Below are 26,023 nucleotides of genomic sequence, written 5' to 3' on the forward strand. Positions count from 1 at the left end.
GCGGTCGCCGCGTGCTCGGCGGCCAGGAGCAATCGTGCGTCGACGGTGGCCCCGGAAGAAGGGTCGGTCTTCCGGGGTGCGGCACACCCTGGCAGGTGCTGTCGGCCCAGGTCACCCGGGGGCCGGGACGGCTCAGCGCAGGGCGGCGTACGCCAGCGGCAGCGGTGTCGGCTGCCCGTCCCAGCTGCCGGTCAGCACGGCGCCGGTGCCGGTCGGGGGAGTGCCGTCGGCGGCCAGGCAACGGACCACGGCCAGCTCCACCGGATCCGTCACGATCCGGGTCGGTTCACCCTCGACAACCAGCCGGTGCTCGCCGAGGTGCGGCACCTCGGTACCCGGGTCACCGCTGCTGGCGATCGCCATGCTCGGTGCCCGGACCTCCCGCTTCCCGGCCACCTCGAAGTGCTCTTCCGCCTGACCGGTGGCGGCGAGGACCGCGTCGGCCAGCGCGGCCGCGTAGACCGGATCGCCGCAGCCGTCGTAGACCCAGCGCCGGCCGAGCACGGAATGGTCGGTGGTGCCGATCAGCCAACCGTCGGCACCGTCCAGCGGCGCGTCACGGTAGGTGAGCGGCACCTGGAGCACCGGCCCGTCACCGAAACTGACAAGCATCGTCTCGATCCCCACCCGGCCGGCCGGGTCGTCGAAGCGGTAGGCCGCCACCCGGACCAGTTCGGCGCCGGGCCGACCCTGGTACCAGTCACGGCCGGGCAGCCAGCCGGCCAGCAGTTCGAGCTTCGTGGGACGTATCTCCGCCCGGTGCAGCAGTGCCATGGCGGGATGGTAGTCCCCGTTCCTGGTGGTGCTGCCGTGACGTGACCTACTGGTGCTGTGACGTGACCCGCGTCGCTGCCAGGTAGGTGAGCGCCTCGGCGCTGCGGCTGCCCGGCTCCGGCGTACCGACAAGAAGCTGCTGACCGGGGGCGTCCCGTACGTCGAACGTCTGGTACGTCAACTCGACCCGGCCGACCTCCGGGTGGACGAAGACCTTGAACAGCCGGCCCAGGCCGCGTACCTGCTGGTCGGCCCAGAGTGACCGGAACTCCACCGAGTCCCGCCGCAGTTCGTCGACGAGGGCCCGTAACTGTTGGTCACGCGGAAAGAGGCCGGCGTTGAGCCGTAGTGCGTACACCACGTTCTCGGTCAGGGTCGGCCACTCCGGGAAGACGATCCGTCCCTGCGGATGCTGGAACAACGCCCGGACCATGTTGGTCTGCGGGGCGAACGGGCTCAGCAGCGCGGCGGCGATCCCGTTGGCGGCGAGGACGTCGAACGCCGGACCGAGCACGTAGGCGGCCGAGGTCGGGAAGGCGTCCAGGAGTTGCCGCAGCGCGGGATGGACCCGGTCCGCCGCCCGGTCCGGGCCGAGCCGCGGGTTGAGTCCGGCGAGCCGGAACAGATGTCCCCGGGCGTCCGGTCCGAGCCGGAGTGCCCGGCCGATCGCCTCCAGGACCTGCGGTGACGGGTTCCGCTCCCGGCCCTGTTCCAGCCGGGCGTAGTAGTCGACGCTCACCCCGGCCAGTACGGCGACCTCCTCGCGGCGCAGCCCGGCGACCCGGCGGTCACCACCGCCGCGCAGGCCGACCTCGGTCGGCTCGACCCCGGCCCGCCGGGCCCGGAGGAAGTCGCCGAGCGGGTTGCTGTCGCGGGCAGCGCCGGCCATGCTGACCAGCGTAAACGCTTCTGGTCCAGGACTGGCAGGGTGTGGTGCACCCAGGCGGCGAGACCCTGGCGACCGTCGTACCCGGCGCGCAGAATGGTCCGCGCCGATCAACGGACCACCCGGGAGCAGCAGATGCCCTTCGCCGACGAACTCATCGGTGCGCAGACCGCCAGGGCGCTGGTGAGCGCGGTCGCCGCGGTCGCGCCGCAGGCGCCGCTGTCCGCGTTGCGCCGGGCCGCCGGCGACCTGGCCGGCCGCTCCCTGCGGGAACGCAGCGACCTGCTCGGCGAGGCGCTGCGGCGGGACCTGCCCGGCGACTACGCCACGTTCACCCGGACCATCCGGGCGGCCCGGGACGGCGCCCTGCCGTTCCACGGCTGGCTGGTCTGGCCGGTGACCGAGGCGGTCGCCGCCGCCGCGGTAGCGGACGGGACACTCACAGCCTTCGACGACGCGATGGCGTTGCTCGCCGACCTCACCTCCCGACTCACCGCCGAGTTCGCCCTCCGTACGCTGCTCCACCACGACCTCGACCGGGCCCTGGCGATCATCCGGGGCTGGACCGACAGCCCCGACCCGGACGTCCGGCGACTCGCCTCGGAGGGGACCCGGCCGTTCCTGCCGTGGGCGAAACGTGTCCCCGGGATCCTGACCGACCCCCGGGCCACGCTGCCCATCCTCGACGCGCTCTACCGGGACGAGAGCGAGTACGTCCGACGGTCGGTCGCCAACCACCTGAACGACCTGAGCCGACAGCAACCGGACATCGTCGCCGAGACGGCCCGGTCCTGGCTGGCCGCGCCAGACGAGAACACCGACCGGGTGGTCCGGCACGGGCTGCGGACCCTGGTCAAGCAGGGGCATCCGGGGGCGCTCGCGCTGCTCGGCTTCACCGCGTCGGCACCGGTCGAGGTGGTCGGGCCGGCGCTGGCGGCGACGGAGATCCCGTTCGGCGGCAGCGTCGGGTTCACCGCCACGATCACCAACACCGGCACCGGGCCGGTGACCCTCGCGGTCGACTACATCGTGCACCACAGGAAGGCGAACGGCAGCCAGCGGGGCAAGACCTTCAAGCTGACCACCATGATCCTCGCCCCGGGCGAGCAGCGTCGGCTGGTCCGTGAGCACTCGTTCCGGCAGATCACCACCCGGCGCTACCACCCGGGCGCACACGCGATCGAACTCCAGGTCAACGGGGTCGCCTCCGGGCGTACGGAGTTCACCCTGCTGCCGGACGTCGACGCCGCAAGAGAGTGACCGTGGCGCCCAGCGGCGGCAGATCCGGACATTCGTCGTACGCGGTCGCACCCAGCATGCTCATCGAGCGATGATGATACCTGCCGTGCCGATTGAGGTCGTGACCAGCGGGTACGCCCGGAACCTCGGACAACGGGAGGGTGGCTCATGGGGGAACGGCACACGATGTTGCGCTCGATGCACGACCTCGGCCTGGCGGCCTGGTTCGGCGGCACGCTGATGGGGGCGGTCGGGGTCAACGGCGCGGCGGAGAAGGTCACCGACAAGAAACAGCGGCTCGGTGTGGCGTCGGAGGGTTGGGCCCGGTGGACCCCGGTCAACGCGGCGGCGATCGGCGCGCACGTGGTGGGCGCGGCCGGAGAGCTGATCACCGAGAGTCCGCGGGTGTTCGCCCAGGCCGGTGTCGGCAAGATGAGCGCCGTCAAGACCGGTCTGACCGTCGCCGCGCTGGCGGCGACCGGCTACAGCCGACTGCTCGGGATGAAGCTGCAGAAGACCGCCGAGGCGCCGGTGGTCGCCGGCACCGCGCCGATGAACGGCACACCGCCGGACGTGGCGGGTCGGCAACGCCAGTTGCGGGTCCTGCAGTGGGTGATCCCGGCGCTGACCGGCGGACTGATCATCGTCACCGCGTTCGCCGGGGAGCAGCAGAAACCCGGGCAGGTCCTCCGGGGCGTGATGCAACGGTTCGGCGGACTCAACCACGCGACCAGGGGCGTGCGCCAGGTTGTCGGGCAGGGGATCGGCAAGCAGACGCCGGTGCTGCGCAAGATGGTGGGGATGCGGATCGGGCAGCAGGCACTGGCGAAACTACGCCACTGACCCGGGCGCCCCGCGGTCGATGGCCTCCGTCGGCCGTGACCGCAGGGGCGGCCGACGCAGCAGGGCGCGGATCCGGCCCGGTCGCCGTACCTCGACCAACGGGTGCGGCACCGGGCCGTCGGCAACGCCGTCCAACGACTGCTGCAACGCCCGCAGGGCGGGCCACCAGGCAGGGTGAGCCTCCACCACCTCGACGAGCACCGGACTGTTCCGTAGCATGTGCGCGGGCCACTCGTGCCACTGCTGCGCGAAGTCGAAACCGGGCAGCAACGCCGTCGTCCGCAGGTCGCCCTCGAGAACGTCGGCGAGCAGCTCGGCGAGACTGACCAGCACCGCCCGCTCGTCGCCGCGCGGCGGGCAGGACCGGCCAGCGAAGAAGTACGGTCGCAACGAGGGATCCCTGACCAGGTGTTGGTACCAGCCCTGGGTCAGGGTGGCGAGCCCGCTGGTGGCGGTGACTCTGGTGATGCCGTTGTTGAGCCGGGTCTGTTTCGCCAACTCCCGGGTCTGTACGGCGGCGAAGAGCAACGACACGACCACCAGGACCAGGCCGACAACGTCGACGATCGTCTCCATGAGGTCACCCATCCGATCGACTGGTGTCGAGGCTCGTGGTTCGACCCTAGAACAGGTCTGCAACAGTGCCGGCTCGGAAAAGTCGGTTGATCCCGCCCGGCCCAGGTCGGCACAATCGCGCACCATGCGGGACAGACCGGCGGAGATGACCGAGTCAGACCTGGTCGCGGCGTTGTCCGACGGCTGGGGGCTCGACGTGGCGGAGTTGACGTACCGGCCGGTGGGGGCGGGCAGCTACCACTGGTCGGTACTCGACGACACCGACCGGACGTGGTTCGTCACCGTCGACGACCTCGGCGCCGACCCCGAGGGACGGGACGTCGTCTTCGCCGAGCTCGGCAGAGCCTTCGACACCGCGCTCGTCCTGCACCGCGACGCCGGACTCGGCACGGTGGTCGCGCCGGTTCCGACCGGGGACGGCACGTCGGTGTACCGGCTCGACCCCCGGTACGCCGTCTCGGTCTTCCCGCTGCTCGACGGCGTCGCCGGCAGGTTCGGTCCACACCGGCCGGCCGACCTGCCCGAGGTGCTGGACCTGCTCGTGACACTGCACCAGGCCACCCCGGTGGTCGCCCGGACCGCCGGCCGGTTCGTACCGGATCTGCCCGGCCGGCAGCGGCTCGAGGCGGCCCTCGACGACCTCGACCGACCGTGGCACACCGGCCCGTACGCCGAACCGACCCGGAAACTGCTGACCGTCCAGACCGTACGGATCCACGGGTGGTTGGCCGACCTCGACCGGCTCGCCGCGCGGGTGGCGCAGACCGGTGCCGAACCGGTCGTCACGCACGGCGAACCGCATCCCGGCAACCTGCTGCGGACCGCCGACGGGTTGCGGCTGGTCGACTGGGACACGGTCCGGCTCGCCCCGCCGGAGCGGGACCTGTGGCTGGTCACCGAGGATCCCGACCTGCTCGCCGACTACTCCCGGGCGACCGGACGCCCGGTCGACGTCGCCGGGCTGGCGTTCCACCGGCTGCGGTGGAAGCTCGCCGACATCGCGATCTACGTCGACGAGCTGCGCCGGCCGCACGGGGAGAGTGCGGACAACGCCGCCTCGTGGAGCTATCTGACCAGCTACTTCGACTGACCAGGCTCGGCGCGGCGGGTCGCGCCGGACCGCGAGCACATTGTCACGGGGTTGTCGGGATGCCGCGCTCGACGATTCGGATGATTCGTGGTCGCCGATCGTTTCGTTTTCGGACGGCGAAACTGGTGACGCTGTCGAAAATGGTCCCGCCTGCGGGACCAGGTCTTCCCGCGATGCGGGAGGAACTGTCTGTCCCCGACCCCTTCGTGCGCTATTGGCGGAGCCGCAGGATCTGCGCCCGAGTTGACCTCCGGTGCTGTCGGGGTGCGGACTCAACGGTCCTGCGCCGGGTCGTGACCAGGCGTCATCAGCCAAAGGGGAGCCGACCTCCGCTGTCGGGTAAACGGGCGGGGATTGCGGCCATAGATTCCAGGTGCGTTGCTGTCAATGGACTGATGACCGATTTTAGTCCGCCCTGATCGGGTCTGGCATCAATAACGGTCAACGCGGTTATCTCGGCACGCAGGCTTTCCGATGCCCCCGGAGGTGCCGTGTGTCGATCCAATCTGTCCCGGAACCGTCCGCCGTCCCGAGACCCGCTGTCGGAACACCCACCGCGACGAGATCCGCCGCCGGCCCGGCGGTATTCGTCGGGCGGGACGACGAGTTGGCCCGGACGGTCAGGCTGCTCGACGACTCGTCGCAGCCACGCTTCCTGACCCTGGACGGCGAGCCCGGCATCGGCAAGAGTCGGCTCCTCGCCGAACTCGTCCGTACCGCCCAGGGGCGCGGACGTGTGGTGCTCTCCGGCCGGGCCACCGAGTTCGAACGCTCCCTCCCGTACGGCGTGGTGCTCGACGCCCTGGCCGGCGTACCCGCGCAGCGCGCCGAACTGCAGGCGTTGCTCGACGCCGTCGCGGGCCGGGACCTCGACGCGGCCGGGCCCGGCGCCGAGCCGGTCGGCGCCGGTCCCGCGGCGGCGGTCGAACGGCACCGCCGGCACCGGCGGCTGTGCGAACTGCTCACCGCCCTCGCCCGGCCGGCCCGGCTGCTGCTGGTCTTCGACGACGTGCAGTGGGCCGACGACGCCTCCGTCGAGTTTTTCGGTTACCTGCTGCGGCACCCGCCGGGAAACGGTGTGCTGGTGGTCTTCGCCTACCGGACCGACCAGTGCCCGGACCGGTTGGCCGACGGACTCGCCCACCTCACGCCCGCACCCACCCGGATCCGACTCGGGCCGCTCTCCGGACCCGACCTCGACCGCTGGCTGCCGGCCGAACCGCCGTCCCGCCGCCGGCTGCTCCACCAGGTCAGCGGCGGCAACCCGCTCTACCTGGAACTGCTCGCCGGCACCCCGACCCAGGTGCTGGCCGCGCTGCGGCGGGGCGACTTCCCGGACGAACCGGTGAGCACCGCCCTGCACGGCGCGATGGCGGTGGAGGTACGCGGGCTGAACCCCACCGAGCGGCTCGTCCTCCAGGCCACCGCGGTGGTCGGCACCGGACTCGACGTGCCGGCGGTGGCCGCCGCCGCCGAACTCGACCTGTGCCGCACCGGCGTCGTCCTCGACAACCTGGTGGCCCGCGACCTGCTGCGTCAGGCCGGTGGCACGTTCGACTTCCGACATCCGCTGGTCCGGGCGGTGGCGTACTGGATGGCCGGCCCGGCGTGGCGGCTCGCCGCCCACCGGCGGGTCGCCGCGCACCTGCAACAGCGGGGCGCACCGTTGACCCTGCGGGCCCACCACCTCGCCCGGGCCCTCGAACCGGGTGACGAGGATGCCGTCGAGGTGCTCACCCTCGCCGCCCGCAGCACCATGGGCAGTGCACCGAGCACCAGCGCCACCTGGTTGCGGGCCGCGTTGGCGGCCCTGCCCGACCGCCCCGACCAGGCCGACCGGCGGGCCGAACTACGGCTGCTGTTCGCCAAGGCGCTCAGCGTCACCGGGCGCTTCGACGAGTCCCGGGCCGTGCTGCACGACCTGGTCGCGATCGCCGGACCGCACCGGCACACCGCCGTCGAGCAACTCGCCGTGCTGGAGCGGCTGGCCGGCCGGCACGACGTCGCCAGCACCCTGCTCAGCGCCGAACTGGACCGGCTCGGCGTCACCGGCGCCAGCCAGGCGATGCTCCGGCTGGAACTGGCGGTCAACGAGATGCTCGCCGGTCGCTGGCGATCCGGTGCCCGGCACGCGGCGAAAACCGTCGAACGGGCCCGGCGTGGCGGGCACCGGGGGTTCGAGGCGGCGGCGAGCACCGTACTCGCCGCCTGCGCCCTGGCCAAGGGCCCGTTCCCCACCGCCCGGGTACGGATCTCGCACGCCGGCCGGATGATCGACGCCCTCGGCGACGTCGCGCTCCGGGACGAACTGGGGGCGATCGCACTGCTCGCCTGGGTCGAGGCGATGGTCGACCGGTACGCCGACGGCCTCGCCCACGCCGAACGCGGCATCGACGTCGGGGTGCGGTTCGGCCGGATCCACGTCCTGCCGGTGCTCTACGCGGCACGGTCGGTGCTGTACGGCGCGGCCGGCCGGGTCGACGAGTCGCTCCGGGACGCGGAAGAGGCCGAGGAGATCGCCCGCTGGCAGGGCAGCGCCGAGGCGGCGACCCTGGCCAGCGCGGTCCGGCTCCGGCCGCTGCTCTGGGTCGACGGCCCGGAGGCGGTACGCCCCGTCCTGGACCGGCTGCGGGGCAGCGCTCCGCCGCGCTCCACCCTCTACCGGGCGGTGGTGCAACTGCACCTGGCGGAGGCGTGCCACGCGCTCGGCGAGTACGACGACTGTCAGGAACTGCTGGCGGACGCGGAGACGTACCGCTGTCTCGGACCGGCCGAGGCCAGCGTCCTGGCGCTACGCGCCCTCGCGGCCGCCGGTGCCACCCCGGCCGGGGCGGCGAACGTCCCCCCACCCGCCGGTGCCGGCCCGGCCACCAGCGCCGGATCGGCCACCGGTGCCGGCACGTCGGCACAGCTGCGGCGCTGGCTGGGCCGGGCCACGGACGTCGCCGCCGGCATGCCGGCCCGGCTCGGCCACGTCGGCCTGGCCCGGGCCGGACTCCTGATGGCACAGAACCTGCCCGCCACGGCGGTTGCCGAGATCACCCCGACCATCGGCTGGTTCACCCGGGCCGGCACACCCGTGGCCGAGGGACAGGCCCGGATGCTGCTCGCCGAGGCGGAGTTCGCGTCCGGACATCCACAACCGGCCCGGGAACAGCTGGGCCGGGCCAAGAAACTCTTCGCCGGCAGCGGGGCGCGCTGGCTCGCCGGTCAGGCGGACCGGGCCCAGCGTCGACTGGCGGCCCGACTGCCCCGGCAACGTACCGAGGGCCCGGTGACGCTCTCCGCCCGCGAGCGCGAGGTCGCCGAACTGGTCGCCCAGGGCCTGACCAACCACCAGATCGCCGGTCAGCTGGTGCTGAGCCCACGCACGGTGGAAACCCACGTCACCCGGATCATCGCCAAACTCGGCGTCCCGTCCCGGGCCGCGGTCGCCCGCCAACTCGGCGACCACTGACCGCACGGAAGGGGTCCTTCCCGTTGCCGGGTGGCAGTCGGCGCTGCGGAAGGACCCCTTCCTGACCGGTCGATCCCGGGGGCGGCCGTTGACGACTCAGCGTGCCGGACCCGTACGGGTTCCGTGTTTCTCCGGATCCTAGGGCGGCCGACGGCGGGCAGAGTGGGGCACCTACTCGTCGAAGGAGGTGAATCCCATGTCCCACCCGCAGACCCGGCCGCTGAAGAAGCTCGTGGTGCGCAAGGCGGGCCCGGTCCGGCTGACCGCCGCCGCTTCCGCGATCTACGGCGACACGTGCGGCCCGTCCCTGCCCGGTCCGATCTGGCCCTGGGTGAACTGATCCGCCGGAGTCGCCCGGCCGGGGCAGGCCCGGTTGGCCGGTCAGCTGGCCGGTCACGCGGCCGGGCGACGCCGTGGACGCGGTGGGCGTTCCCGTGGCGGTGCCGCGGATGCGGTGCCGTTTCTGAGGCGGTGCCGTGGCGGCGGTCGAGTCGCGAGGGTGAGAGGAGGGACCCCGATGGAGACCGGGCAGCTCGACCGGGTGGTACGCCTGCACCCGCTCGTCTACCTCGAGGAAGCCGACGCGGTCACGGTGGGCCGGCCGGACGTCGACTCGTACGCGATCTTCCCGCCCGACGGCGCGGAACTGGTCCGCCGGCTCGCCGCCGGGACCACGCCCCGGCAGGCCGCGCAGTGGTACGCCGACACCTACGGCGAGCCGGTCGACGTCGCCGAACTGCTGGACACCCTCGCCGAACTGGAGTTCATCCGCCCGGCCGGGGACGACCGGCCGGCCGGCGGCGACGGGTCGGCCGGTCCGGGCGGATCGTCCGACCCGGCCACGGCACCGGGCCCGGTGCGCTGGCAGCGCCTCGGCCGGGCCCTCTTCTCCCCGGTCGCCTTCGCCGGGTACGCGCTGCTGGTCACCGCCGCGATCGCGGTGATGGCGGCCGAACCCGACCTGGCGCCGCACTACGACCACATCTTCTTCACCGACTACTACTCGGTCATCGAACTCACCCTCTTCCTCGGGCAGATCCCGCTGATGCTGGTGCACGAGGGCGCCCACGCGCTCGCCGGACGCCGGCTCGGGTTGCGGTCCCGGCTCTCGCTCAGTCACCGCCTCGGCCGGCTGGTGCTGGAGACGTCGCTGGACGGACTGGTGGTGGTGCCCCGCCGCAAGCGGTACCTGCCGATGCTGGCCGGGATCGGTGCCGACGTACTCACGGTGGCGGCGTTGACGCTTGTCGCGGCGGTGCTCCGGGAACCCGACGGCAGCATCCCGCTGGCCGGTCGGATCTGTCTGGCGTTGGCGTTCGGCACCGTGCTGCGTACCGTCTGGCAGTTCTACTTCTTTCTCCGTACCGACCTCTACCACCTTTTCACCACCGTCTTCGGCTGCGTCGACCTGCACACCACGGCGATGCGGATGCTGCGCAACCGGGTCAACCGATGGCTCGGCCGCCAGGACCGGCGGTACGACGAGTCGCTGTTCCACCCGGTCGACCGCCGGATCGGCCGCTGGTACAGCTGGCTCGTGGTGGTCGGCTACGCGGTCGGCCTGTCGACGCTCGTCTACATGCTGCCGGCGGTGTACCGGTTCGCCAGCGGTGTCCTCGGCCGCTTCTTCACCGAGCCCGACCTGGTGGGCCTGGCCGACTCGGTCGTCTTCCTCGGACTCAACGTCGGTCAGCTGGTCCTGCTCGTCGCGGTGATGGTCCGGGAGCGCCGGAACCGTGCCCCGCAACCCCGTCACGTCATCGCCTAGGGAGGCGCGACCGCATGCCTGACATCGAACCGGCTGACGCACCAGCCGGGCCCCCGGACCCGACGGACCGCCGGATCCGACCGGCCGGCGACGGGCCGTCGGGGCCGGCACACCAGTGGATCCGGGCCCGACACCGGCACGACCGGCGGCGGTTGCTCACCGCGGTCGCGGCCGGAGCGGTGCTGGTCGGGATGGACGCGCACCGGAGCCGGTTGCCCGGTGCCGTGCCGGCGGGGGCGGTGCTGGCCGAGGTGGACGCGCACCGGAGGCGGCGCGGGCCGTACACGGCCGCGGGTCAACTGCTGCGCACGGTGGTCCCGGAGGCGTGGCGCCGCTACCCGGAGCTGGTCAGCCGGCACGAGGTGGAGGTGCTCTCGCTCGCCCCGGAGCTGCGGGACCTGATCCCGGCGACCCGGCACACCCTGACCTCGCTCGCCGTTCCGGAGGAACGGACCCGGTTCTACTCCCGGCTCCGGACGCTGCGGATCGCGCACGGTCTCGTCGAGTTCCTCAACGACCACCTCCGTCGACTCGGCGGCGGACCCCGGTATCTGCTGGTCGACAACCTGCACCACGCCGATCCCACCGACCAGGAACTCTGCGCCGTCCTGCTGCGCCGCGCCGACCCGGAGCTGCTCCGGCTGGTGATCGCCACCGACACCGACGACCTTGTCGCCCCGCCGGGTCCGCTGGCGGTGTCCCTGCCCGGGGCGTTGCGCCGGTACGCCACCGAGGTGGTCGCCGCCGCGACCCCGCCGCCGGAGCCCGAAGGGTCCGACCTGGACCTGGCCCGCCGGTACGTCACCGACGACTGCGTCGACGACGACCCCCGGGTACGGGCGGCATACCAGCGGCTCGACCCGGCGGACCGGGCCCGGCTGCACGACGAGCGGGTGGCCGAACTGACCGGGCATCCGGAATGGTCGGTGCGGCTCGGCGCGCTCCCGTACCACGCCGAGCACGGGACCGACCCGGCCGGCGCCGGTGCCGACGCGCTGCGCGCGGCCCTCGACTACTGCGTCGACATGGGCTTTTACCACGCCACCGTCGACTACGGGGAACGCGGACGCGCGGTCGTCGACTGGACCGGGCAGCTCGACCACTGGTGGGCGTTCACCACCAAGATGACCACCTCACTGGCCGCGCTCGGCCTGCCCGAGCAGGCCCTGGCGCTCTACCACGAGGCCCGGGCCCAGACCACCGCCCCGATGGTGCACCTGCAGGCGGCGTACGCGACCGCCATGCTGCACACCCGCTACCTGCCGAAGGAGCACCAGGACCACCACACCGCCCGGGGCTGGGCCAACCTGGCGATCGCGATCGCGCAGTGCCTGCCGGACCCGAAGATCCGGGCGTTCAAGACCGTCTTCAACCAGAACGGGCTGGCGCTGGTCGCCGTGCACGAGGGCCGGCTCGACGAGGCGTTGACCCTGGTCAGCAACGGCATCGACCGGCTGGAGCAGGACCTCGACGACACCGAGCACGCGTTGCACCGCTCGGTGCTGCGGCACAACCGCTCGCAGGTGTACGCCGCCCTCGGCCGGTACGACGACGCGTTGACCGACCTCGACGCGGTGATCGCCGCCGACCCGCACTACCCGGAGTACCACTTCGACCGGGGCAACCTGCTGCGTCGGCTTGGCCGGCCCGCCGAGGCGGTCGACTGCTACGAGCGGGCGTTGGCACTCTCCCCGCCGTTTCCCGAGGTGTACTACAACCGGGGCGACGCCCGGGTCGAACTCGGCGACCTGGCCGGGGCACTCGCCGACTTCGGGTACGTGCTGGAGTTGGACCCGACCCACCTCGACGCGTACGTCAACCGGGCCGGGCTCCGCCTCGAACTCGGCGACGCCGACGGCGCCTGGCACGACGTACGGGCCGGGCTGGCCCTGGATCCGGAGAACCCGCACCTGCGCTGTGTCCAGGGGCAGCTGCTGACGGCCGACGACCCGACGGCGGCGACCCGGGTGCTGACCGGACTCGTCACCACACATCCCGACTTCGCCGACGGTTGGGCGGCCCGGGGCGCGGCCGCGTACGACCGGGGTGAGCTGGCCGACGCGGTGACCGACTTCGGTCGGGCGCTCGCCCTCGCCGACAACCCCGCCGTCCGGTTCAACCGGGGCACGGCACTCGCCGGAGCCGGCCGGTACGAGGAGGCGCTCGTCGACTTCACCGAGGTCCACGCCGCCACCGGTGACCCGGAGGCGCGGACCCAGATCGGAATCTGCCTGGAGCGGCTCGGCCGGGCGACGGTGCGGATGGGGTGAGTGGTGGTGACCCTGACGGTGGACTTCCCGGGTCCGGCGCCGTTCGTGGGCCGGACGGCGGAACTCGCCCGGATCGAGGCGGCGGTCCGTGGGCTGGACACCGGACGGCAGGGGATCGTCGAGGTGGTCGGCGGCCCGGGTACCGGCAAGTCCCGGCTGATCGTCGAGGCGCTGCGCCGGCTGGACCGACCCGGCACCACGGTCTGTGCCGGGTCGGCGGCCGAGGCGGAGCGGCGGATCCCGTTCCACGTCTTCCTGCACGCTTTCGGCGACGAGGTGGCCGAGCACCTGGGCGCGAAGCACCAGCTGTGGGCGGTGGTGGCCCGGGAGGGCTGCGGCGAGCGGCTCAGCGTGGCCCGCTACCAGCTCTACCGCGCCTGGCGGCGGGCGGTGGCCGCCCGGGTCGGTTCGGGTCTGGTGCTGGTCCTCGACGACCTGCACTGGGCGGATCCCGCCTCAGCGGACCTGATCGAGCACCTGGCCCGGTATCCGGTCCCGGGGCCGCTGCTGCTCGTCCTCGCCGGCCGGCCGGGCGCCGGACCGCCGCGTCGGCCCCGGTGCGCGGTGGCCGAGCCGGTGCCCCGCTGCCGGATCACCTTGGACACCCCACCGTCGGTCGGTGCGGATCCGCTGACGCTGCTGACCGACCGGGAGCGTGAGGTCGCCGGGTTGACCCTGACCGGGGCGACCACCCGACTGATCGCCCGACAGCTGCAGCTCAGCCCCCGTACCGTGGACGCGCACCTGATGCGGATCTACCGCAAGCTCGGGGTCGCCTCCCGGGCCGCGCTGGTCTGCCTGCTGGCCGCCCGGACCTGGGACGCGGCCGGATGACGGGACACCCGGCGACCCGGTCCGTCGTTACCGGGCCCGGTGTCGTGGCCGGGACGACGATGACACCGATCCGTGACACGGTTGCGGGGCGTCGGCACGGTCCGGCGCCAACCGAAGATCCAACGCCGCGACCGGCCGATACTCGCTTCGACGGTGGTGCATTCCGGACGCCACCGCCGGGGTGGTGGGAGGCCAGCGTGGAACGTCGGCGACAGGGGTGGGCACTCGGACTGGTCCTGCTGCTCGGTCTCGGCGGCTGCGGCGCAGACCAGGCGGTGTCCGCCGGCGGCACCCCGCCGGCGGCCGCGTCGGGATTCGGCGCGACCCAGGCGGCCGAGGTGCTGGCCACGTTCGACGAGGGCGACTCGGCGGCCTCCACCGCCGGCGACCCGGACGCGCTCGCCCGGTTCGAGACCGCCCCGGCCCTTGACGCCAGTCTCGCCGGGGTCCGGCGGGCCGAGTACCACAAGCGGACCCAGCCGGCTTTCCAGCACGTCGACCCGAAGTTCGCGCTGCCCGGCACCGACCCCCGGTGTTTCCTGGTCAGCGCCACGCTGCGGATCACCGGCGAGGAGTCGACCTACGTCGACTTCAGCCAGTTCGTCCGTACCCCGGCCGGCGACTGGAAGCTGAGTCACCACGTCCAGGTCAGTCGGGAGGCGGTGCCGGCGATCGGTGACCTGTCGGCCAGCCCGGCGGTGCCGTCGGCCGAGGCGGTCGGCGAACGCAGCCGCAAGGCGATCGCCACCGAACTGCTGGCCCGGACCACCGCCACCGACCGCGCGGACACCTCGCTGGTCGCCTCCAGCCCGCTGCTCGACCAGCAGTTCGCCGCCGGCTGGACCATCTACCAGCAGCAGATGGCGGCGGCGAGGATGACGGTCGAGCGCACCATGCAGAGCGCCGAATGGTCCGCCTGCGCGGCCCGCACCCCGGGCGGCACCCTCGCCCTGCTCACCATGTACGTCACCGACCGGGTCGCCCCGGCGGCCGGCAACCGCGCACCGGTCGTCCTGCCGGCCGAGAGCCCCGACATGATCGCCCTCGGCGAGCGGGACGGGGTACGCGGTCCCGCCGTCTCGGTGTCCCGGGTGGAGGTCTTCCTGCTGCTGGTCCCGGACGCCGAGGGCTCCCCGGCCCGGGTGCTCGGGCTCAGCGACGCCCCGACCAAGGTGACCACGTCCTGACCGACGGTACGGCGACCGGGAGGCACCGATGCGACGACCACGGTTCCGAGCCGACTACCAGCCCGTGCCGGTTGCCGGCGACGACGGCGACTACCTGGTCGTGGTCGGCGAGGAACGGAACCTGCTGATCGAGGACCCGGTCGCCGCCGAGTTGGCGCCGCTGCTGGACGGCACCCGGGACGTCGGGGTGCTCACCGCCGCGCTCGCGCCCCGCCATCCGGTCGCCGCGGTGGCCGGCGCGCTGCGCCGGATGGCGGAGCTGGGACTGCTGACGTACGGGCCGACCGGGGTGGGGGCCGCCCGGGCCGCCGGCTGGGACGCCCGGGAGATCGCACCGGACGCCGCCGAGTGGTGGGGCCGGACCGGGCAGGTGCTGCTGGTCGACGCCGGCTCCCCGGGCCTGCGCGGACTCGCCGCCGCGCTGACCGGCTGCGTCGACCGGGTCGAGGTGGTCGACGTGACGGCCCGGGACCTGACCCGACGACTCCGGGATTTCGCCCCGACCGGCGCCGCCCCGACCGGTCCGGCGGACGGGCATGGGACAGCGGCGGCGGGACCCGTCGTCGGTCCGGCGGGGCTCGTCGTCGCCGTACCGGGAAGTGTGCTGGACCCCCGACTGGCCGCGCTGAACCGGGCCTGCCTGGACGCCGGTGTGCCGTGGACGCTGGTCCGACCGCACGGCGGCGTCCTCGTGCTCGGCCCGCACCTGGTCCCGGACGAGACCGGCTGCTGGGAGTGTCTGCGTCAGCGGTGGACGGACAACGAGCAGGTGGAGAGCTTCCTCGCCGGCCACGCCCCGGACCGGCCCCGCCCGGTCGCCGCCCGGGCCGCGCTGCCGGCGACCAGCCTGGTCGCGGCCGGACTGCTCGCCGCCGAACTGCCGGTCCTCGGCCTCACCGGCCGGTCCGCCCGGCTGACCGGCCGGATGCTCACCTTCGACACCCGCGACCACACCGCCACCCCGCACGAACTGGTCCGGCAGCCACAGTGCCCGGCCTGCGGCGACCCGGACCTGACCCGCAAGGCCGACGCCCGGATCGTGCTCACCGGCGGCACCCCGACCGGCGAGACCGACGGCGGCACCCGGCTGCGACACACCGCCGACACCTACCGGCTGCTCTCCCGGCACGTCAGCCGCTACCTCGGGGTGGTGACCCGCCTCGACGCGCTCGACGAGGAGGAGAACCTCACCTACAGCTACCTCTCCGGGCACAACTTCGCGCTCGCCCGGCACCCGGTCGGGCTGCGCAAGAGCCTGCGTGGCCTCTCCGGCGGCAAGGGCCGGACCCGGCTGCAGGCCAAGGTCAGCGCGATCGGCGAGGCGATCGAACGGTACAGCGCGGTGTGGCGCGCCGACCGCCCGGTGCACCGGGCCAGCTACGCCCAGCTCGGCGCGGACCGGGCGGTGCACCTGCGGGACCTGCTGCTCTTCTCCGACCGGCAGTACCGGGACCGGGACCGGTTCAACCGCTCCGGCGGCCACTTCCACCAGGTGCCGCTGCCGCAGCCGGACGATCGCGAGATCGACTGGAGCACCGGCTGGTCGCTCACCGCCGACGCGCCCCGGGAGATCCCGGCCGCCTACTGCTGGTACGGCCACCCGGAGGTCAACCTCGGGATCTGCGGCCCGGACTCGAACGGCTGCGCCGCCGGCGCCACCGTCAGCGAGGCGATCCTGCAGGGCTTCTGCGAACTGGTCGAGCGGGACGCGGTGGCGCTGTGGTGGTACCACCGCTCCCGGGTGCCGGGGGTGGACCTCGACTCGTTCACCGACCCCTGGATCGACGCGCTGCGCCGGCACTACGCCGACACGCTGGCCCGGGACCTGTGGGTGCTGGACGTCACCGCCGACCTGGGCGTCCCGACGTACGCGGCGGTGTCCCGGCACACCGCCCGCCCGACCGAGGACGTCATCGTCGGCTTCGGCGCCCACCTGGACCCCCGGGTCGCGCTCGGCCGGGCACTGACCGAACTCAACCAGTTCCTGCCGATCGTCTCCCGGTTCCTCGACGGCCGGACCCGGTACGGCGTCACCGACCCGGACACCGTGCGCTGGTACCGCACCGTCCGGGTCGCCGAGCAGCCGTGGCTGGCACCCGACCCGACGACGCCGCCGAGCACCGTGGCGACCCGGCCGTCGCTGACCACCGGCGACGTCGCCGGGGACGTCCGGCACTGCGTGAGCCTGGCCGCCGACGCCGGGCTGGAGGTGATCGTGCTGAACCAGTCCCGGCCGGAACTGGAGCTGGCGGTGGTCAAGGTGCTGGTCCCGGGACTGCGGCACTTCTGGCGGCGCCTCGGCCCCGGACGGCTCTGGACGGTGCCGGCCCGGCTCGGCCGCACACCGTACGCGGCCGACGAGGACGCGGTGAATCCGCTCAGCGTCTTCTTCTGACCTTTTCGTGTGAGGCGACGACCTCTGACCGACGGTGGGAGTGTGGAAGATGAGGGACCCCCACGACGCCGGGGCGGCCACCGACCGGCCCCGGGTCCGGGAGAGCTACCGGCTGCGGACCGACGCCCAGCTGCTCGCCGCCGACGGCGGACTGGCGTTACGGCAGACCCGGTTCCGGCTGCCGTTGGACAACCTCGGGGTCGGCGGCCGGGCACTGGTGCTCCGGCTCGCCGAACGGTGGGTCGACGACCTCGAACTGCACCGGCTGGTCAGCGGCCTGGAGGGGGAGGGACAGGTGCTCCGGGCCCAGGTCCTGTTACGTCGACTGGTCGCGCACTCCTGGCTGCGGCGCCGGCTGACGGTGGCGGACCGGGTGCTGCTCGACGTCGTACCCCGGGGACTCGGCGCCGGCAGTGCCCCGGTCTCCCGCCGCCACGATCCGGCGACCACGTACCGGCTGAGTCGGTTCGCGACGCTGTGCCCCGGCGACGACGGGCTGACCGCCCGGACCCCGCTCGGCCGGACCGTCCTCGACCGTCTCGACCCGGCCCTGGTCACCCTGCTCGGCCTGGCCGCCCGGGGCGTCACGCCGACCGATGCGGCGACCGCCCTCGACGTCGACGAGCAGACCGCCGGACGGGTCCTCGACGAACTGCTCACCGCGGGGATCCTGGGCACCGCCGCCGAGCGGGCCGAGGAGGAGACCGACCCCCGGTTGGCGTACTGGGCGACGGAGGAACTGGCGGTGCACGACCGGTCCCGCCCCGGCGGGCACGTGGCACCGGTCGGCGCCACCTACCCGTTCCGGGACACCTTCGCCCCGGCGCCGCTGCGCCGGGTCTTCCCGGGGGTCCGGACCGTGCCGCTCGCCGTACCGGACATGGAGCTGGCGGCGAAGCGTGACGACCCGCTGACCGAGGTGGTCCGGGCCCGACGCAGCGTCCGGGAACACGACGACGCCAACCCGCTCACCGTCGACCAGCTCGCCGAGTTCCTCTACCGGGTGCAGCACACCATGCACCTGGGCGAGGCCGCCGGGCAGCAGGTGGGGCGGCGGCCGTACCCGACCGCCGGCAGCCTCTGCGAGCTGGAGATCTATCCGGTGGTGACCCGGTGCGCGGGGCTGGCCGCCGGGCTCTACCACTACGACGCGGTCGGGCACCGGCTGGAGTTGCTCGCCGAGCGCGCGGTGGTCGGCAGCAAACTCGTCGAGTACGCCCGCAGCGCCGGGGCGATGAGCACGCCACCACAGGTGCTGCTCGTGGTCACCGCCCGGCTGGAGCGGTTGAAGTGGAAGTACGAGGGGCTGGCGTACCCGCTGCTGCTCAAGGACGCCGGCGTGCTGACCGGTCTGATGTACCTGGTGGCGACCGCGATGGGACTGGCGCCGTGCGCGCTCGGCGCCGGCCACTCCGCGGCCTTCGCCGACCTCGCCGGGGTCGACCCGCTGGTCGAACCGAGCGTCGCCGACTTCCTGCTCGGCTCCTGCCGTGCCGGAACGGCCGCCGACGGATCCGGATCGCGGGAGGGACGGGCATGAAGTACCGACGGCAGGCGCTGCGCCGGCTCGACGCACCGGAGCAGTTGGACGAGGCGGTCCGGCTGGCCGGGGTGCCGACCTGGCTGACCGCGGTGGCGCTCACCCTGGCGGTCGGCTTCGCCGCCACCTGGTCCACCACCACCGAGGTACGGCGGGTGGTGGAGGCGGCCGGGGTGCTGATCCACTCTGCCGGGGTCTCCCCACTGGACGCCGTCGAGGGCGGCCAGGTGATGGAGGTGTGGGGGGCACTCAACCACCGGGTCGCCAAGGGCACCCCGCTGTACAGCCTGCGTACCGCCGACCAGCGGATCGTGATCGTCAACGCCCCCTGGGACGCGTACGTGGTCAGCTGGATGATCTCCGAGGGGCAGCTGCTGCAGCCCGGTACCCGGATCGCCGACATGGAACGGCTCGACTCGCCGGACGACAACCTGCAGGCGGTGGTCTACGTCGCCGCCTCCTCGGCACCGCTGCTGCGCCCGGGCAACCAGGTCGAGGTGGTCGCCGAGGCGGTGCCGAGCACCATCTTCGGCAAGCTGCGCGGCACCGTCGCCACCGTCGGCGCGTTCCCGGAGACCGAGGAGTCGCTGCGGGCGTTCCTCGGCAGCGGTGCCGACGTGCGACGGCTGCTGGCCGGCGGCAGCGTGATCCGGGTCGCCGTACCGCTGGAACCCGACCCGGACTCCCCGACCGGGCTGAGTTGGTCGAAACAGTCCCCGCCGTTCCAGCTCAACTCGGTCAGTGCGGTGACCGCCAGCTTCACCGTCGCGGTCGAGCACCCGATCGACTGGTTGCTGAAGCGGTGACCGCGCCGACGATCGACCTCGGGGACGTCGCCGCCCCGACACCGCCCCGGCCGCGTCGGCGGCGGGTCCGCACCCCCACCCTGATCCAGATGGAGGCGGTCGAGTGCGGGGCCGCCGCGCTCGGCATCGTCCTCGGCCACCACGGCCGGCACGTGCCGCTGGAGGAACTGCGGGAGACCTGTGGGGTGAGCCGGGACGGCTCGACCGCGGCCAGCGTGCTCAAGGGTGCCCGCCGGTACGGCATGGAGGCCAGGGGCTTCCAGATGGAGATCTCCGGGCTGGCCGACGTACCGCTGCCGGCCGTGCTGTTCTGGCGCTTCGAGCACTTCCTGGTCCTCGAGGGACTCGGTCGCAAGGTCTGGCTCAACGACCCGGCGACCGGTCCCCGGGCGGTGAGCTGGGACGAGTTCGACGGCTCGTTCACCGGAATCGTGCTGACCATGCGTCCCGGGCCGGACTTCGCCCGGGGCGGCAGCCGGTTCCGGGTGCTGCGGGCACTCGCCCAACGCTGGCGCAACCTCGGCTCGGTGCTGCCGCTGACCGTCCTGCTCGGACTGCTGATCGCGGTGGTCGGCCTGACCACCCCGGCGCTGGTCCGGGTCTTCGTCGACCGGGTGCTGCTGGCCGGCGACGACTCCGCGTTCGCCGGGCTGGCCGCCGCGATGGCGGTCGCGGTCGGCTTCACCCTGGTCGCCGGGCTGGTCCAGCAACGGCTGATGGTCCGCGCCGAGTCCGCGCTGGCGTTGTCGGCCAGTGCCCGGTTCTTCCGGCACCTGCTGCGGTTGCCGATCTCCTTCTTCAACCAGCGGCAGGCCGCCGACCTGGCCCAACGGGTCCGCGGCAACGAGGTGGTCGCCGAGGTGCTCACCCGACGGGTCGCCACCACCGTCGTCGACTGCGCGCTGGTCGGCGCGTACGGGATCCTGCTCTGCCAGTACGACCTGCTGCTCGGCCTCTGTGCGGTCGCCTTCGCCGGGCTCAACGTGCTGGTGCTGCGGCAGGTCTCGGCGACCCGGTCCACCGCGGTCGCCAGCCTGCAGGCCGACCGCGGCAAACTCTTCGCCAGCGTCTACACGAACATCCAGATGATCGAGACGATCAAGGCCGGTGGTGAGGAGGAGGTCGGCTACCAGCGGTTCGCGGCCCGGGGGGCGGCCGTCGCCTCCGGCCAGCAGCGGCTCGGGGTGCCGACCGCGGTGCTCTCCGTGGTGCCGGCCCTGCTGGCCGCGCTGAACACCGCCGTGCTGCTGATCCTCGGCAGCGAACGGGTGGTGGAGGGCGCGCTGTCGATCGGCGTACTCGTCGCGATGCAGGGCCTGGTCGCCGCGATGAACCGGCCGGTGGCCAACCTCACCGCGCTCGGCTCCCGACTGCAGGACATGAGCGCCGACCTGAACCGGCTGCGGGACGTGGAACGGTATCCGCTGCCCGCCCAGCCGGCACACGTCGGCCCACTCGCCCCGCTGGAGGGCCACCTGCGGATCGAGAAGCTGACCTTCGGCTACAACCCGCTGACCGCGCCGCTGCTCGTCGACTTCGACCTGGACGTGCCGCCGGGCAGCCGGGTCGCGCTGGTCGGCGGCTCCGGCAGCGGCAAGTCCACCATCGGCCGACTGGTCGCCGGCCTCTACCAGCCGTGGTCCGGGCGGATCACCGTGGACGGCCGGCAGCGGCTGGAGACCGACGTGGAACTCTGGGCCGCCACCGTGGCCATGGTCGACCAGGACCGGCTGCTGTTCGAGGGCACGGTCCGGGACAACGTCACCCTCTGGGACCCCACCATCGACGACCAGCAGGTGATCGCCGCGCTGCGGGACGCCGCCATCCTCGGCGAGGTCGCCGGCCGGCCGGGCGGGTTGGCCAGCCTGGTCAAGGAGGGCGGCCGGAACTTCTCCGGCGGGCAGCGGCAGCGGCTGGAGATCGCCCGGGCCCTGGTCCGCAACCCCCGGGTGCTGATCCTCGACGAGGCGACCAGCGCGTTGGACGCCGAGACCGAGCAGCTGATCGACCGGAACCTGCGCCGCCGGGGCGCCACCTGCCTGATCGTGGCGCACCGGCTGTCGACGATCCGGGACTGCGACCTGATCGTCGTCCTGGACCGGGGCCGGGAGGTCGAACGGGGCAGCCACGACGAACTGATCGCCCGCAACAGCGCGTACGCGCGACTCGTCCGCGAGCACTGACGCGTCCACAGGAGAGGGCAGGGATCGCCGTGCACACCGTCAACGCGCGCAGGATCGCCGGCTGGGAGCGGCTGGTCGGCCTGGCCACCCCCGCACCGTCCGGCACGGTACGACTCGACGGCGGCCAGGCCGCGTACGTCGTACTCGGGGGCGAGGCGGACCTCTTCGCGGTGCGGGCGGACACCCCGGACGGCGGGGGCGGAGCCGCCGGAGCCGCCGACGAGAGCCCTGCCACGGTGCCCGTCTCCCGGCGGCACTTCGTTGCCCGGCTGCCCGAGCAGGCGATGGTGCCCAGCCCGGCGGTGCTCGGCCGGTGGCGGCTGATCCTCGTACCGCTGCCCGGTACCGAGATCCGCTGCCTCGACGAGCCGGGCCGGCGCCGGATCGAGGAGGCGGCCCGGGCCGACCCGGCCGAGGACGGCGCGGCCACCCAGACCGGGCGCGCCGCGGTCTTCGCGCTGGAGCGGGGGCTGACCGCGGTCGCCGACTCGCTGCGCCGGGGCCAGGCCCCCCGGACCGCCGCGACGCTGCGCCCCCGGGAGATCTCGTCGCTGGCCGGCGGCGCGACCCTGACCGGTGCCGCCGGCCTGTGGTGGTTGCGGATCATCGGCGGGACCGTGGTCCGCAACGACGGCGGTCCGGCCGACACCTGGGGCAACGACGGGCTGCTGCTGCTCGCCCGCCGGGACTGGATCTCGGCGCGGGCGGACTGCACCGTCGAGGCGCTCAGCGGCTGGCAACTGCTGCGGGCCGGGCAACTCTGGGACGCCCTCGACGACCACTTCGTCCGGCTGGTCGAGCTGATCGGGGTCCGGATCGCGGCGGCGGACGTGGACCTGGTCGCCGGGCTGGACCGGCGCAAGCGGGTCAACGCGGCGGTGGTGGCCGGCGCGGCCCGCCAGGCGTACGGCGTGGTCGGCGGCGGCGGCCGGGGCGCGCCGACCGCCGAGGTCGCCCACCTGGACCTCTACCAGCGGGTCGCCGCGGTGCTCCGGCTGCTCACCGCGGAGACCGGGGTGACGGTGAGCGAACCGGCCGACCGCCGACTGGCGGTCCCGGACGAACGGGAGGCGATCCGGGCGGTCGCCCGCAGCTCCGCCCTGCACCTGCGCGACGTACGCCTGCCGGCCCAGTGGTGGCGGCGGGACCTCGGCCCGCTGATCGGCTGGTGCCGGCCGGCGCCCGCCCCGGCCACGTCGGACGGGACACCGACCACGTCGGACGGGACACCGACCGCCGGCACGCCGGAGCCGGCCGTACCCGACGAGGCGGCGACCGACGACGAGCCGGGGCCGCCGACGGCGGTCGCGCTGGTGTTCCGGCGCGGTCGGTACCGGGCGGTCGACCCGCAGACCGGGGCCGCGGTGGTGATCGACGCCGCGCGGGCCGGTCGTTACGAACGCGCGGCCACGGTGATCCAGCTGCCGCTGCCGCAGCGGGCCGGGTTCGGGCACCTGATCCGGGCCGCGACCCGCAGCGGCCGCCGTGACCTGGTCGGCCTGTTCGGCGCGGCGGCGGTCGCCGCGACCCTCGGGCTCGCGGCACCGATCGTCACCGGCAAGGTCCTCGGCTCGGTAGCCAGCGACAACGCGTCGATCGGGCTGGTCCAGCTGGCCAGCGTGCTGGTCGCCTGCGCCCTGCTCGCCGCGCTCGCCGCGGTCGTGCAGAACCTGCGGCTGCTCCGGCTCGAGGGCCGGGCCGAGGTCGGCGCCCAGCTTGCACTCTGGGACCGGCTGATGCGGCTGCCGGTCCGGTTCTTCACCCGGACCTCCAGTGGGGAACTCGCCAACTCGATGCTCGGCGTCACCTTCGTCCGGGAGTCGCTCAGCGGCCTGGCCCCGGCCGCGGTCACCGCGCTGGCCACCGTCGTCGCCGACCTCGTGCTGCTGGCCGTGGTGAGCCCGCCGCTCGCGGCCGGCGGTCTCGCGATGGTCGCCCTCGCCGCGGCCTTCACCGCCGGTATCGGCCGGGCGGTGATCCGCCGGCAGCGTCGTGCGCTGCCCGCCGAGCACCGGGCCGCGGCCCGGACCAACCAGCTGCTCGGCGCGATCAGCAAGGTCAGGCTGGCCGGCGCCGAGGACCGCGCCTACAGCTGGTGGTCGGATGCCAGCTCCGCCGCCCGGGCCGAGCTGCAACGGGTACGCCGGGTGCAGGCGACCCTGGCCGCGGTCGCCGGCGCGCTGCCGATCGGCGGCATGCTGGCGATGTTCGCGCTGCTCGCCGGCCCGCTCGACGGCGCGGTCGACGCGGCCGGCTTCTTCGTCGTCAACCTGGCCTTCACGCTGCTGCTCGGAGCCCTGCTGGTGCTGGTGATGACCGGGGTCGAGGTGGTGGCCGCGGTGCCCCGGCTGGAGAACCTGCACGACATCCTGGCGGCCGAGCCGGAACGGCAGCCGCAGCGGACCGACCCGGGTGAGCTGCGGGGCGGGGTCGCGATGCGGGAGGTGACCTTCGGCTACCACCCGGACGCGCCGCCGGTCCTCGACGACGTCTCCTTCGAGGTGCAGCCCGGCGAGTTCGTGGCGATCGTCGGCCCGAGCGGCTGTGGCAAGTCGACCCTGCTCCGGCTGCTCCTCGGCTTCGAACAGCCGCGCAGCGGCGCCGTGCAGTACGACGGCCAGGACCTGACCGAACTCGACCTGCAGGCGGTACGTCGGCAGTGCGGGGTGGTCCTCCAGGACGGGATGCTCTTCGCCGGCACGTTGCGGGAGAACATCTGCGGCGCATCGAGCTTCACCCTGGACCAGGTCTGGGAGGCGGTCCGGCTGGCCGGCCTGGAGGAGGACATCGGGCAGCTGCCGATGGGGCTCGGGACGATGGTGCCGGTCGGCGGCGGCACCCTGTCGGTCGGCCAGCGCCAGCGGGTCCTGATCGCCCGGGCGCTGATCAACCGGCCCCGGATGCTCTTCTTCGACGAGGCGACAAGCGCGTTGGACAACCGGACCCAGGAGGTGGTGACAGCCAGCACCCGGGAACTCGCGGCGTCCCGGATCATCATCGCGCACCGGTTGTCGACGGTGATGGACGCGGACACCATCCTGGTGATGGACCGGGGTCGGATCGTGCAGCGCGGCAGCTACCGCAGCCTGATGATGGACGAGAGCGGGCTGTTCCACCGGCTCGCCTCCCGCCAGCTCCTGCAGGCCAGCTCCCAGGCGCTGGACACCCCGGAGGCGATGGACCGGGAGCTGGGCGGGGAGGGGTGAGCCGACCGGGGCGGGCCGGACCGACCCGCCCCGGTCAACCGTTGTCGACCGGCTGTCCGTCCTCGATCTGCAGGTCGAGGGCGACCGGTGCGGCGACGAACTCGGCGATCGCGGCCTCGCCCGAATTCTCGGCCACCACCCGGAACGCCTCGCTGAGCAGCCCGATCAGGCTGCGGGTCAACGCCGTCGTCTCCTGGTCCAACTGCTCCCACGAGGTCGCGGTCGGGCCGGTACGCCGCAGCGCCAGCATCCGGGTGCCGGTGCTGCGGACCACCTCCTCGGCGACCACCCGCAGCGTGTCCAGCACCTCGCCGAGCAGGGCCAGCGCGGCCGGGACCGGCACCCCGGCGTGCCGCAGTTCGAGGGCGGGCTGCACGGCCCGGGCCCGGGTGACCCGGATCGAACCGTCCCCGGTGCGCTCCAGCACGCCGTGCCGGGCCAGGGTGTAGACCAGCGAGGGATGGTCGGCGGCGAGCCGGGAGAGCGCGGCGGCGAGCGGCTCGGTCGGGGTCGCGGTGGGCCGGCGTACCCCGAGCATCGCCTCGATGGCGACCAGGTTGAAGCCCTGCCGCTGGAGCAGTTTGATGCTCTCCAGCCGGCGTACGTGCGCCGGCGTGTAGTAGGCGGTCCGGCCGACCCGGGTCGGCGGGGCGAGCAGCCCCCGGGCCTGGTGCGCCCGGATGTTGCGGGGCGACATGCCGACCGCCCGGGCGAGACCGTCGATCGTGTACCGCTCGGGGACCGGGGCGGCACCGGCGCGGTCGCCGACGGGGGACAGGCTCGCCGTCATGGCACTCCTCGGGTCGCGCGGGCGATGCGAACCTATCAATGCGTACGGCCGACGGGTATAGGTGAAACTACTACTGCCGGGCGCCGGTCCGAATCTCGTACAATCCGAGCACGGACGACCCGTGTGGTATGTGCGTGGGCGGAGTGGGATCCGACACCGATTCGTGCCACGCGTCGCGT

The 26,023-nt window shown here is 73.5% G+C and carries 18 protein-coding genes; 14 read left to right on the plus strand and 4 right to left on the minus strand.

Annotated elements, in window-relative coordinates:
* Nucleotides 1-132: 132 nt before the first annotated feature.
* Nucleotides 133-774, minus strand: coding sequence for a hypothetical protein (locus ABGB05_RS25145; protein WP_347656014.1), 642 nt, complete (start codon nt 772-774; stop codon nt 133-135).
* A 46-nt stretch (nt 775-820) separates the two neighbouring features.
* Nucleotides 821-1,663, minus strand: a complete 843-nt coding sequence (locus tag ABGB05_RS25150; protein WP_347656015.1) for a helix-turn-helix transcriptional regulator — start codon at nt 1,661-1,663, stop codon at nt 821-823.
* A 132-nt stretch (nt 1,664-1,795) separates the two neighbouring features.
* On the opposite strand from ABGB05_RS25150, the gene ABGB05_RS25155 reads away from it, so the two are divergent.
* Complete coding sequence (locus ABGB05_RS25155) at nt 1,796-2,920, plus strand: DNA alkylation repair protein (protein ID WP_347656017.1); 1,125 nt, start codon at nt 1,796-1,798, stop codon at nt 2,918-2,920.
* Between the two features lie 147 nt (nt 2,921-3,067).
* On the plus strand, nt 3,068-3,742 hold the full coding sequence (locus ABGB05_RS25160; protein ID WP_347656018.1) for a hypothetical protein: 675 nt from the start codon (nt 3,068-3,070) through the stop codon (nt 3,740-3,742).
* On the opposite strand, the gene ABGB05_RS25165 is transcribed toward ABGB05_RS25160, so the two are convergent.
* On the minus strand, nt 3,731-4,330 hold the full coding sequence (locus ABGB05_RS25165) for a hypothetical protein (protein ID WP_347656020.1): 600 nt from the start codon (nt 4,328-4,330) through the stop codon (nt 3,731-3,733). The genes ABGB05_RS25160 and ABGB05_RS25165 overlap by 12 nt on opposite strands.
* Before the next feature lie 112 nt (nt 4,331-4,442).
* Here ABGB05_RS25165 and ABGB05_RS25170 point away from each other — a divergent pair, with 112 nt between their 5' ends.
* From ABGB05_RS25170 to ABGB05_RS25225, 12 genes are all read left to right on the plus strand, one after another.
* On the plus strand, nt 4,443-5,408 hold the full coding sequence (locus tag ABGB05_RS25170) for a phosphotransferase (RefSeq protein ID WP_347656022.1): 966 nt from the start codon (nt 4,443-4,445) through the stop codon (nt 5,406-5,408).
* Nucleotides 5,409-5,901: 493 nt separating this feature from the next.
* Nucleotides 5,902-8,865: an AAA family ATPase gene (locus tag ABGB05_RS25175; protein WP_347656023.1), complete on the plus strand. Its 2,964-nt coding sequence runs from the start codon at nt 5,902-5,904 to the stop codon at nt 8,863-8,865.
* Nucleotides 8,866-9,061: 196 nt separating this feature from the next.
* Nucleotides 9,062-9,205: a hypothetical protein gene (locus ABGB05_RS25180; protein WP_331216643.1), complete on the plus strand. Its 144-nt coding sequence runs from the start codon at nt 9,062-9,064 to the stop codon at nt 9,203-9,205.
* A 177-nt stretch (nt 9,206-9,382) separates the two neighbouring features.
* A complete protein-coding gene (locus tag ABGB05_RS25185) occupies nt 9,383-10,633 on the plus strand; it encodes a hypothetical protein (protein ID WP_347656025.1) in 1,251 nt (416 codons plus the stop codon).
* A gap of 14 nt (nt 10,634-10,647) precedes the next feature.
* Entirely contained in the window at nt 10,648-12,903 is a 2,256-nt protein-coding gene (locus ABGB05_RS25190) for a tetratricopeptide repeat protein (protein WP_347656027.1), read from the plus strand.
* A gap of 6 nt (nt 12,904-12,909) precedes the next feature.
* Nucleotides 12,910-13,737, plus strand: coding sequence for a LuxR family transcriptional regulator (locus tag ABGB05_RS25195; RefSeq protein WP_347656028.1), 828 nt, complete (start codon nt 12,910-12,912; stop codon nt 13,735-13,737).
* Nucleotides 13,738-13,934: 197 nt separating this feature from the next.
* Nucleotides 13,935-14,924: a hypothetical protein gene (locus ABGB05_RS25200; RefSeq protein ID WP_347656030.1), complete on the plus strand. Its 990-nt coding sequence runs from the start codon at nt 13,935-13,937 to the stop codon at nt 14,922-14,924.
* Nucleotides 14,925-14,952: 28 nt separating this feature from the next.
* Nucleotides 14,953-17,319 carry a TOMM precursor leader peptide-binding protein gene (locus tag ABGB05_RS25205; protein ID WP_347656032.1) on the plus strand — a complete coding sequence of 789 codons (2,367 nt, stop codon included), beginning with the start codon at nt 14,953-14,955 and terminating at the stop codon, nt 17,317-17,319.
* A 49-nt stretch (nt 17,320-17,368) separates the two neighbouring features.
* Nucleotides 17,369-18,859 carry a SagB family peptide dehydrogenase gene (locus ABGB05_RS25210; protein WP_347656034.1) on the plus strand — a complete coding sequence of 497 codons (1,491 nt, stop codon included), beginning with the start codon at nt 17,369-17,371 and terminating at the stop codon, nt 18,857-18,859.
* A complete protein-coding gene (locus tag ABGB05_RS25215; RefSeq protein ID WP_347656036.1) occupies nt 18,856-19,665 on the plus strand; it encodes an HlyD family efflux transporter periplasmic adaptor subunit in 810 nt (269 codons plus the stop codon). The genes ABGB05_RS25210 and ABGB05_RS25215 overlap by 4 nt, the downstream gene beginning before the upstream one ends.
* Nucleotides 19,662-21,848, plus strand: coding sequence for an NHLP family bacteriocin export ABC transporter peptidase/permease/ATPase subunit (locus tag ABGB05_RS25220; protein WP_347656038.1), 2,187 nt, complete (start codon nt 19,662-19,664; stop codon nt 21,846-21,848). Before ABGB05_RS25215 ends, ABGB05_RS25220 begins: the two co-directional genes overlap by 4 nt.
* Nucleotides 21,849-21,877: 29 nt before the next feature.
* Nucleotides 21,878-25,054 (plus strand): ATP-binding cassette domain-containing protein, encoded by a 3,177-nt coding sequence (locus tag ABGB05_RS25225; protein ID WP_347656039.1) that lies wholly within the window; start codon nt 21,878-21,880, stop codon nt 25,052-25,054.
* 34 nt (nt 25,055-25,088) lie between these two features.
* Here the strand turns inward: ABGB05_RS25225 and ABGB05_RS25230 are convergent, their stop codons facing one another.
* Nucleotides 25,089-25,844 (minus strand): MerR family transcriptional regulator, encoded by a 756-nt coding sequence (locus ABGB05_RS25230; RefSeq protein WP_347656040.1) that lies wholly within the window; start codon nt 25,842-25,844, stop codon nt 25,089-25,091.
* Nucleotides 25,845-26,023 lie beyond the last annotated feature (179 nt).

It is taken from the genome of Plantactinospora sp. B5E13, assembly GCF_039871775.1.
In the GTDB taxonomy this organism is placed as follows: domain Bacteria; phylum Actinomycetota; class Actinomycetes; order Mycobacteriales; family Micromonosporaceae; genus Plantactinospora.

Excerpts from the sequence above, each read along its gene's own strand:
- ABGB05_RS25165 (WP_347656020.1), bottom strand. The coding sequence starts at position 4,330 with ATGGGTGACCTCATGGAGACGATCGTCGACGTTGTCGGCCTGGTCCTG.
- ABGB05_RS25215 (WP_347656036.1), top strand. The coding sequence starts at position 18,856 with ATGAAGTACCGACGGCAGGCGCTGCGCCGGCTCGACGCACCGGAGCAG.
- ABGB05_RS25190 (WP_347656027.1), top strand. The coding sequence starts at position 10,648 with ATGCCTGACATCGAACCGGCTGACGCACCAGCCGGGCCCCCGGACCCG.
- ABGB05_RS25155 (WP_347656017.1), top strand. The coding sequence starts at position 1,796 with ATGCCCTTCGCCGACGAACTCATCGGTGCGCAGACCGCCAGGGCGCTG.
- ABGB05_RS25185 (WP_347656025.1), top strand. The coding sequence starts at position 9,383 with ATGGAGACCGGGCAGCTCGACCGGGTGGTACGCCTGCACCCGCTCGTC.
- ABGB05_RS25150 (WP_347656015.1), bottom strand. The coding sequence starts at position 1,663 with ATGGCCGGCGCTGCCCGCGACAGCAACCCGCTCGGCGACTTCCTCCGG.
- ABGB05_RS25180 (WP_331216643.1), top strand. The coding sequence starts at position 9,062 with ATGTCCCACCCGCAGACCCGGCCGCTGAAGAAGCTCGTGGTGCGCAAG.
- ABGB05_RS25160 (WP_347656018.1), top strand. The coding sequence starts at position 3,068 with ATGGGGGAACGGCACACGATGTTGCGCTCGATGCACGACCTCGGCCTG.
- ABGB05_RS25230 (WP_347656040.1), bottom strand. The coding sequence starts at position 25,844 with ATGACGGCGAGCCTGTCCCCCGTCGGCGACCGCGCCGGTGCCGCCCCG.
- ABGB05_RS25145 (WP_347656014.1), bottom strand. The coding sequence starts at position 774 with ATGGCACTGCTGCACCGGGCGGAGATACGTCCCACGAAGCTCGAACTG.
- ABGB05_RS25210 (WP_347656034.1), top strand. The coding sequence starts at position 17,369 with ATGAGGGACCCCCACGACGCCGGGGCGGCCACCGACCGGCCCCGGGTC.
- ABGB05_RS25205 (WP_347656032.1), top strand. The coding sequence starts at position 14,953 with ATGCGACGACCACGGTTCCGAGCCGACTACCAGCCCGTGCCGGTTGCC.
- ABGB05_RS25170 (WP_347656022.1), top strand. The coding sequence starts at position 4,443 with ATGCGGGACAGACCGGCGGAGATGACCGAGTCAGACCTGGTCGCGGCG.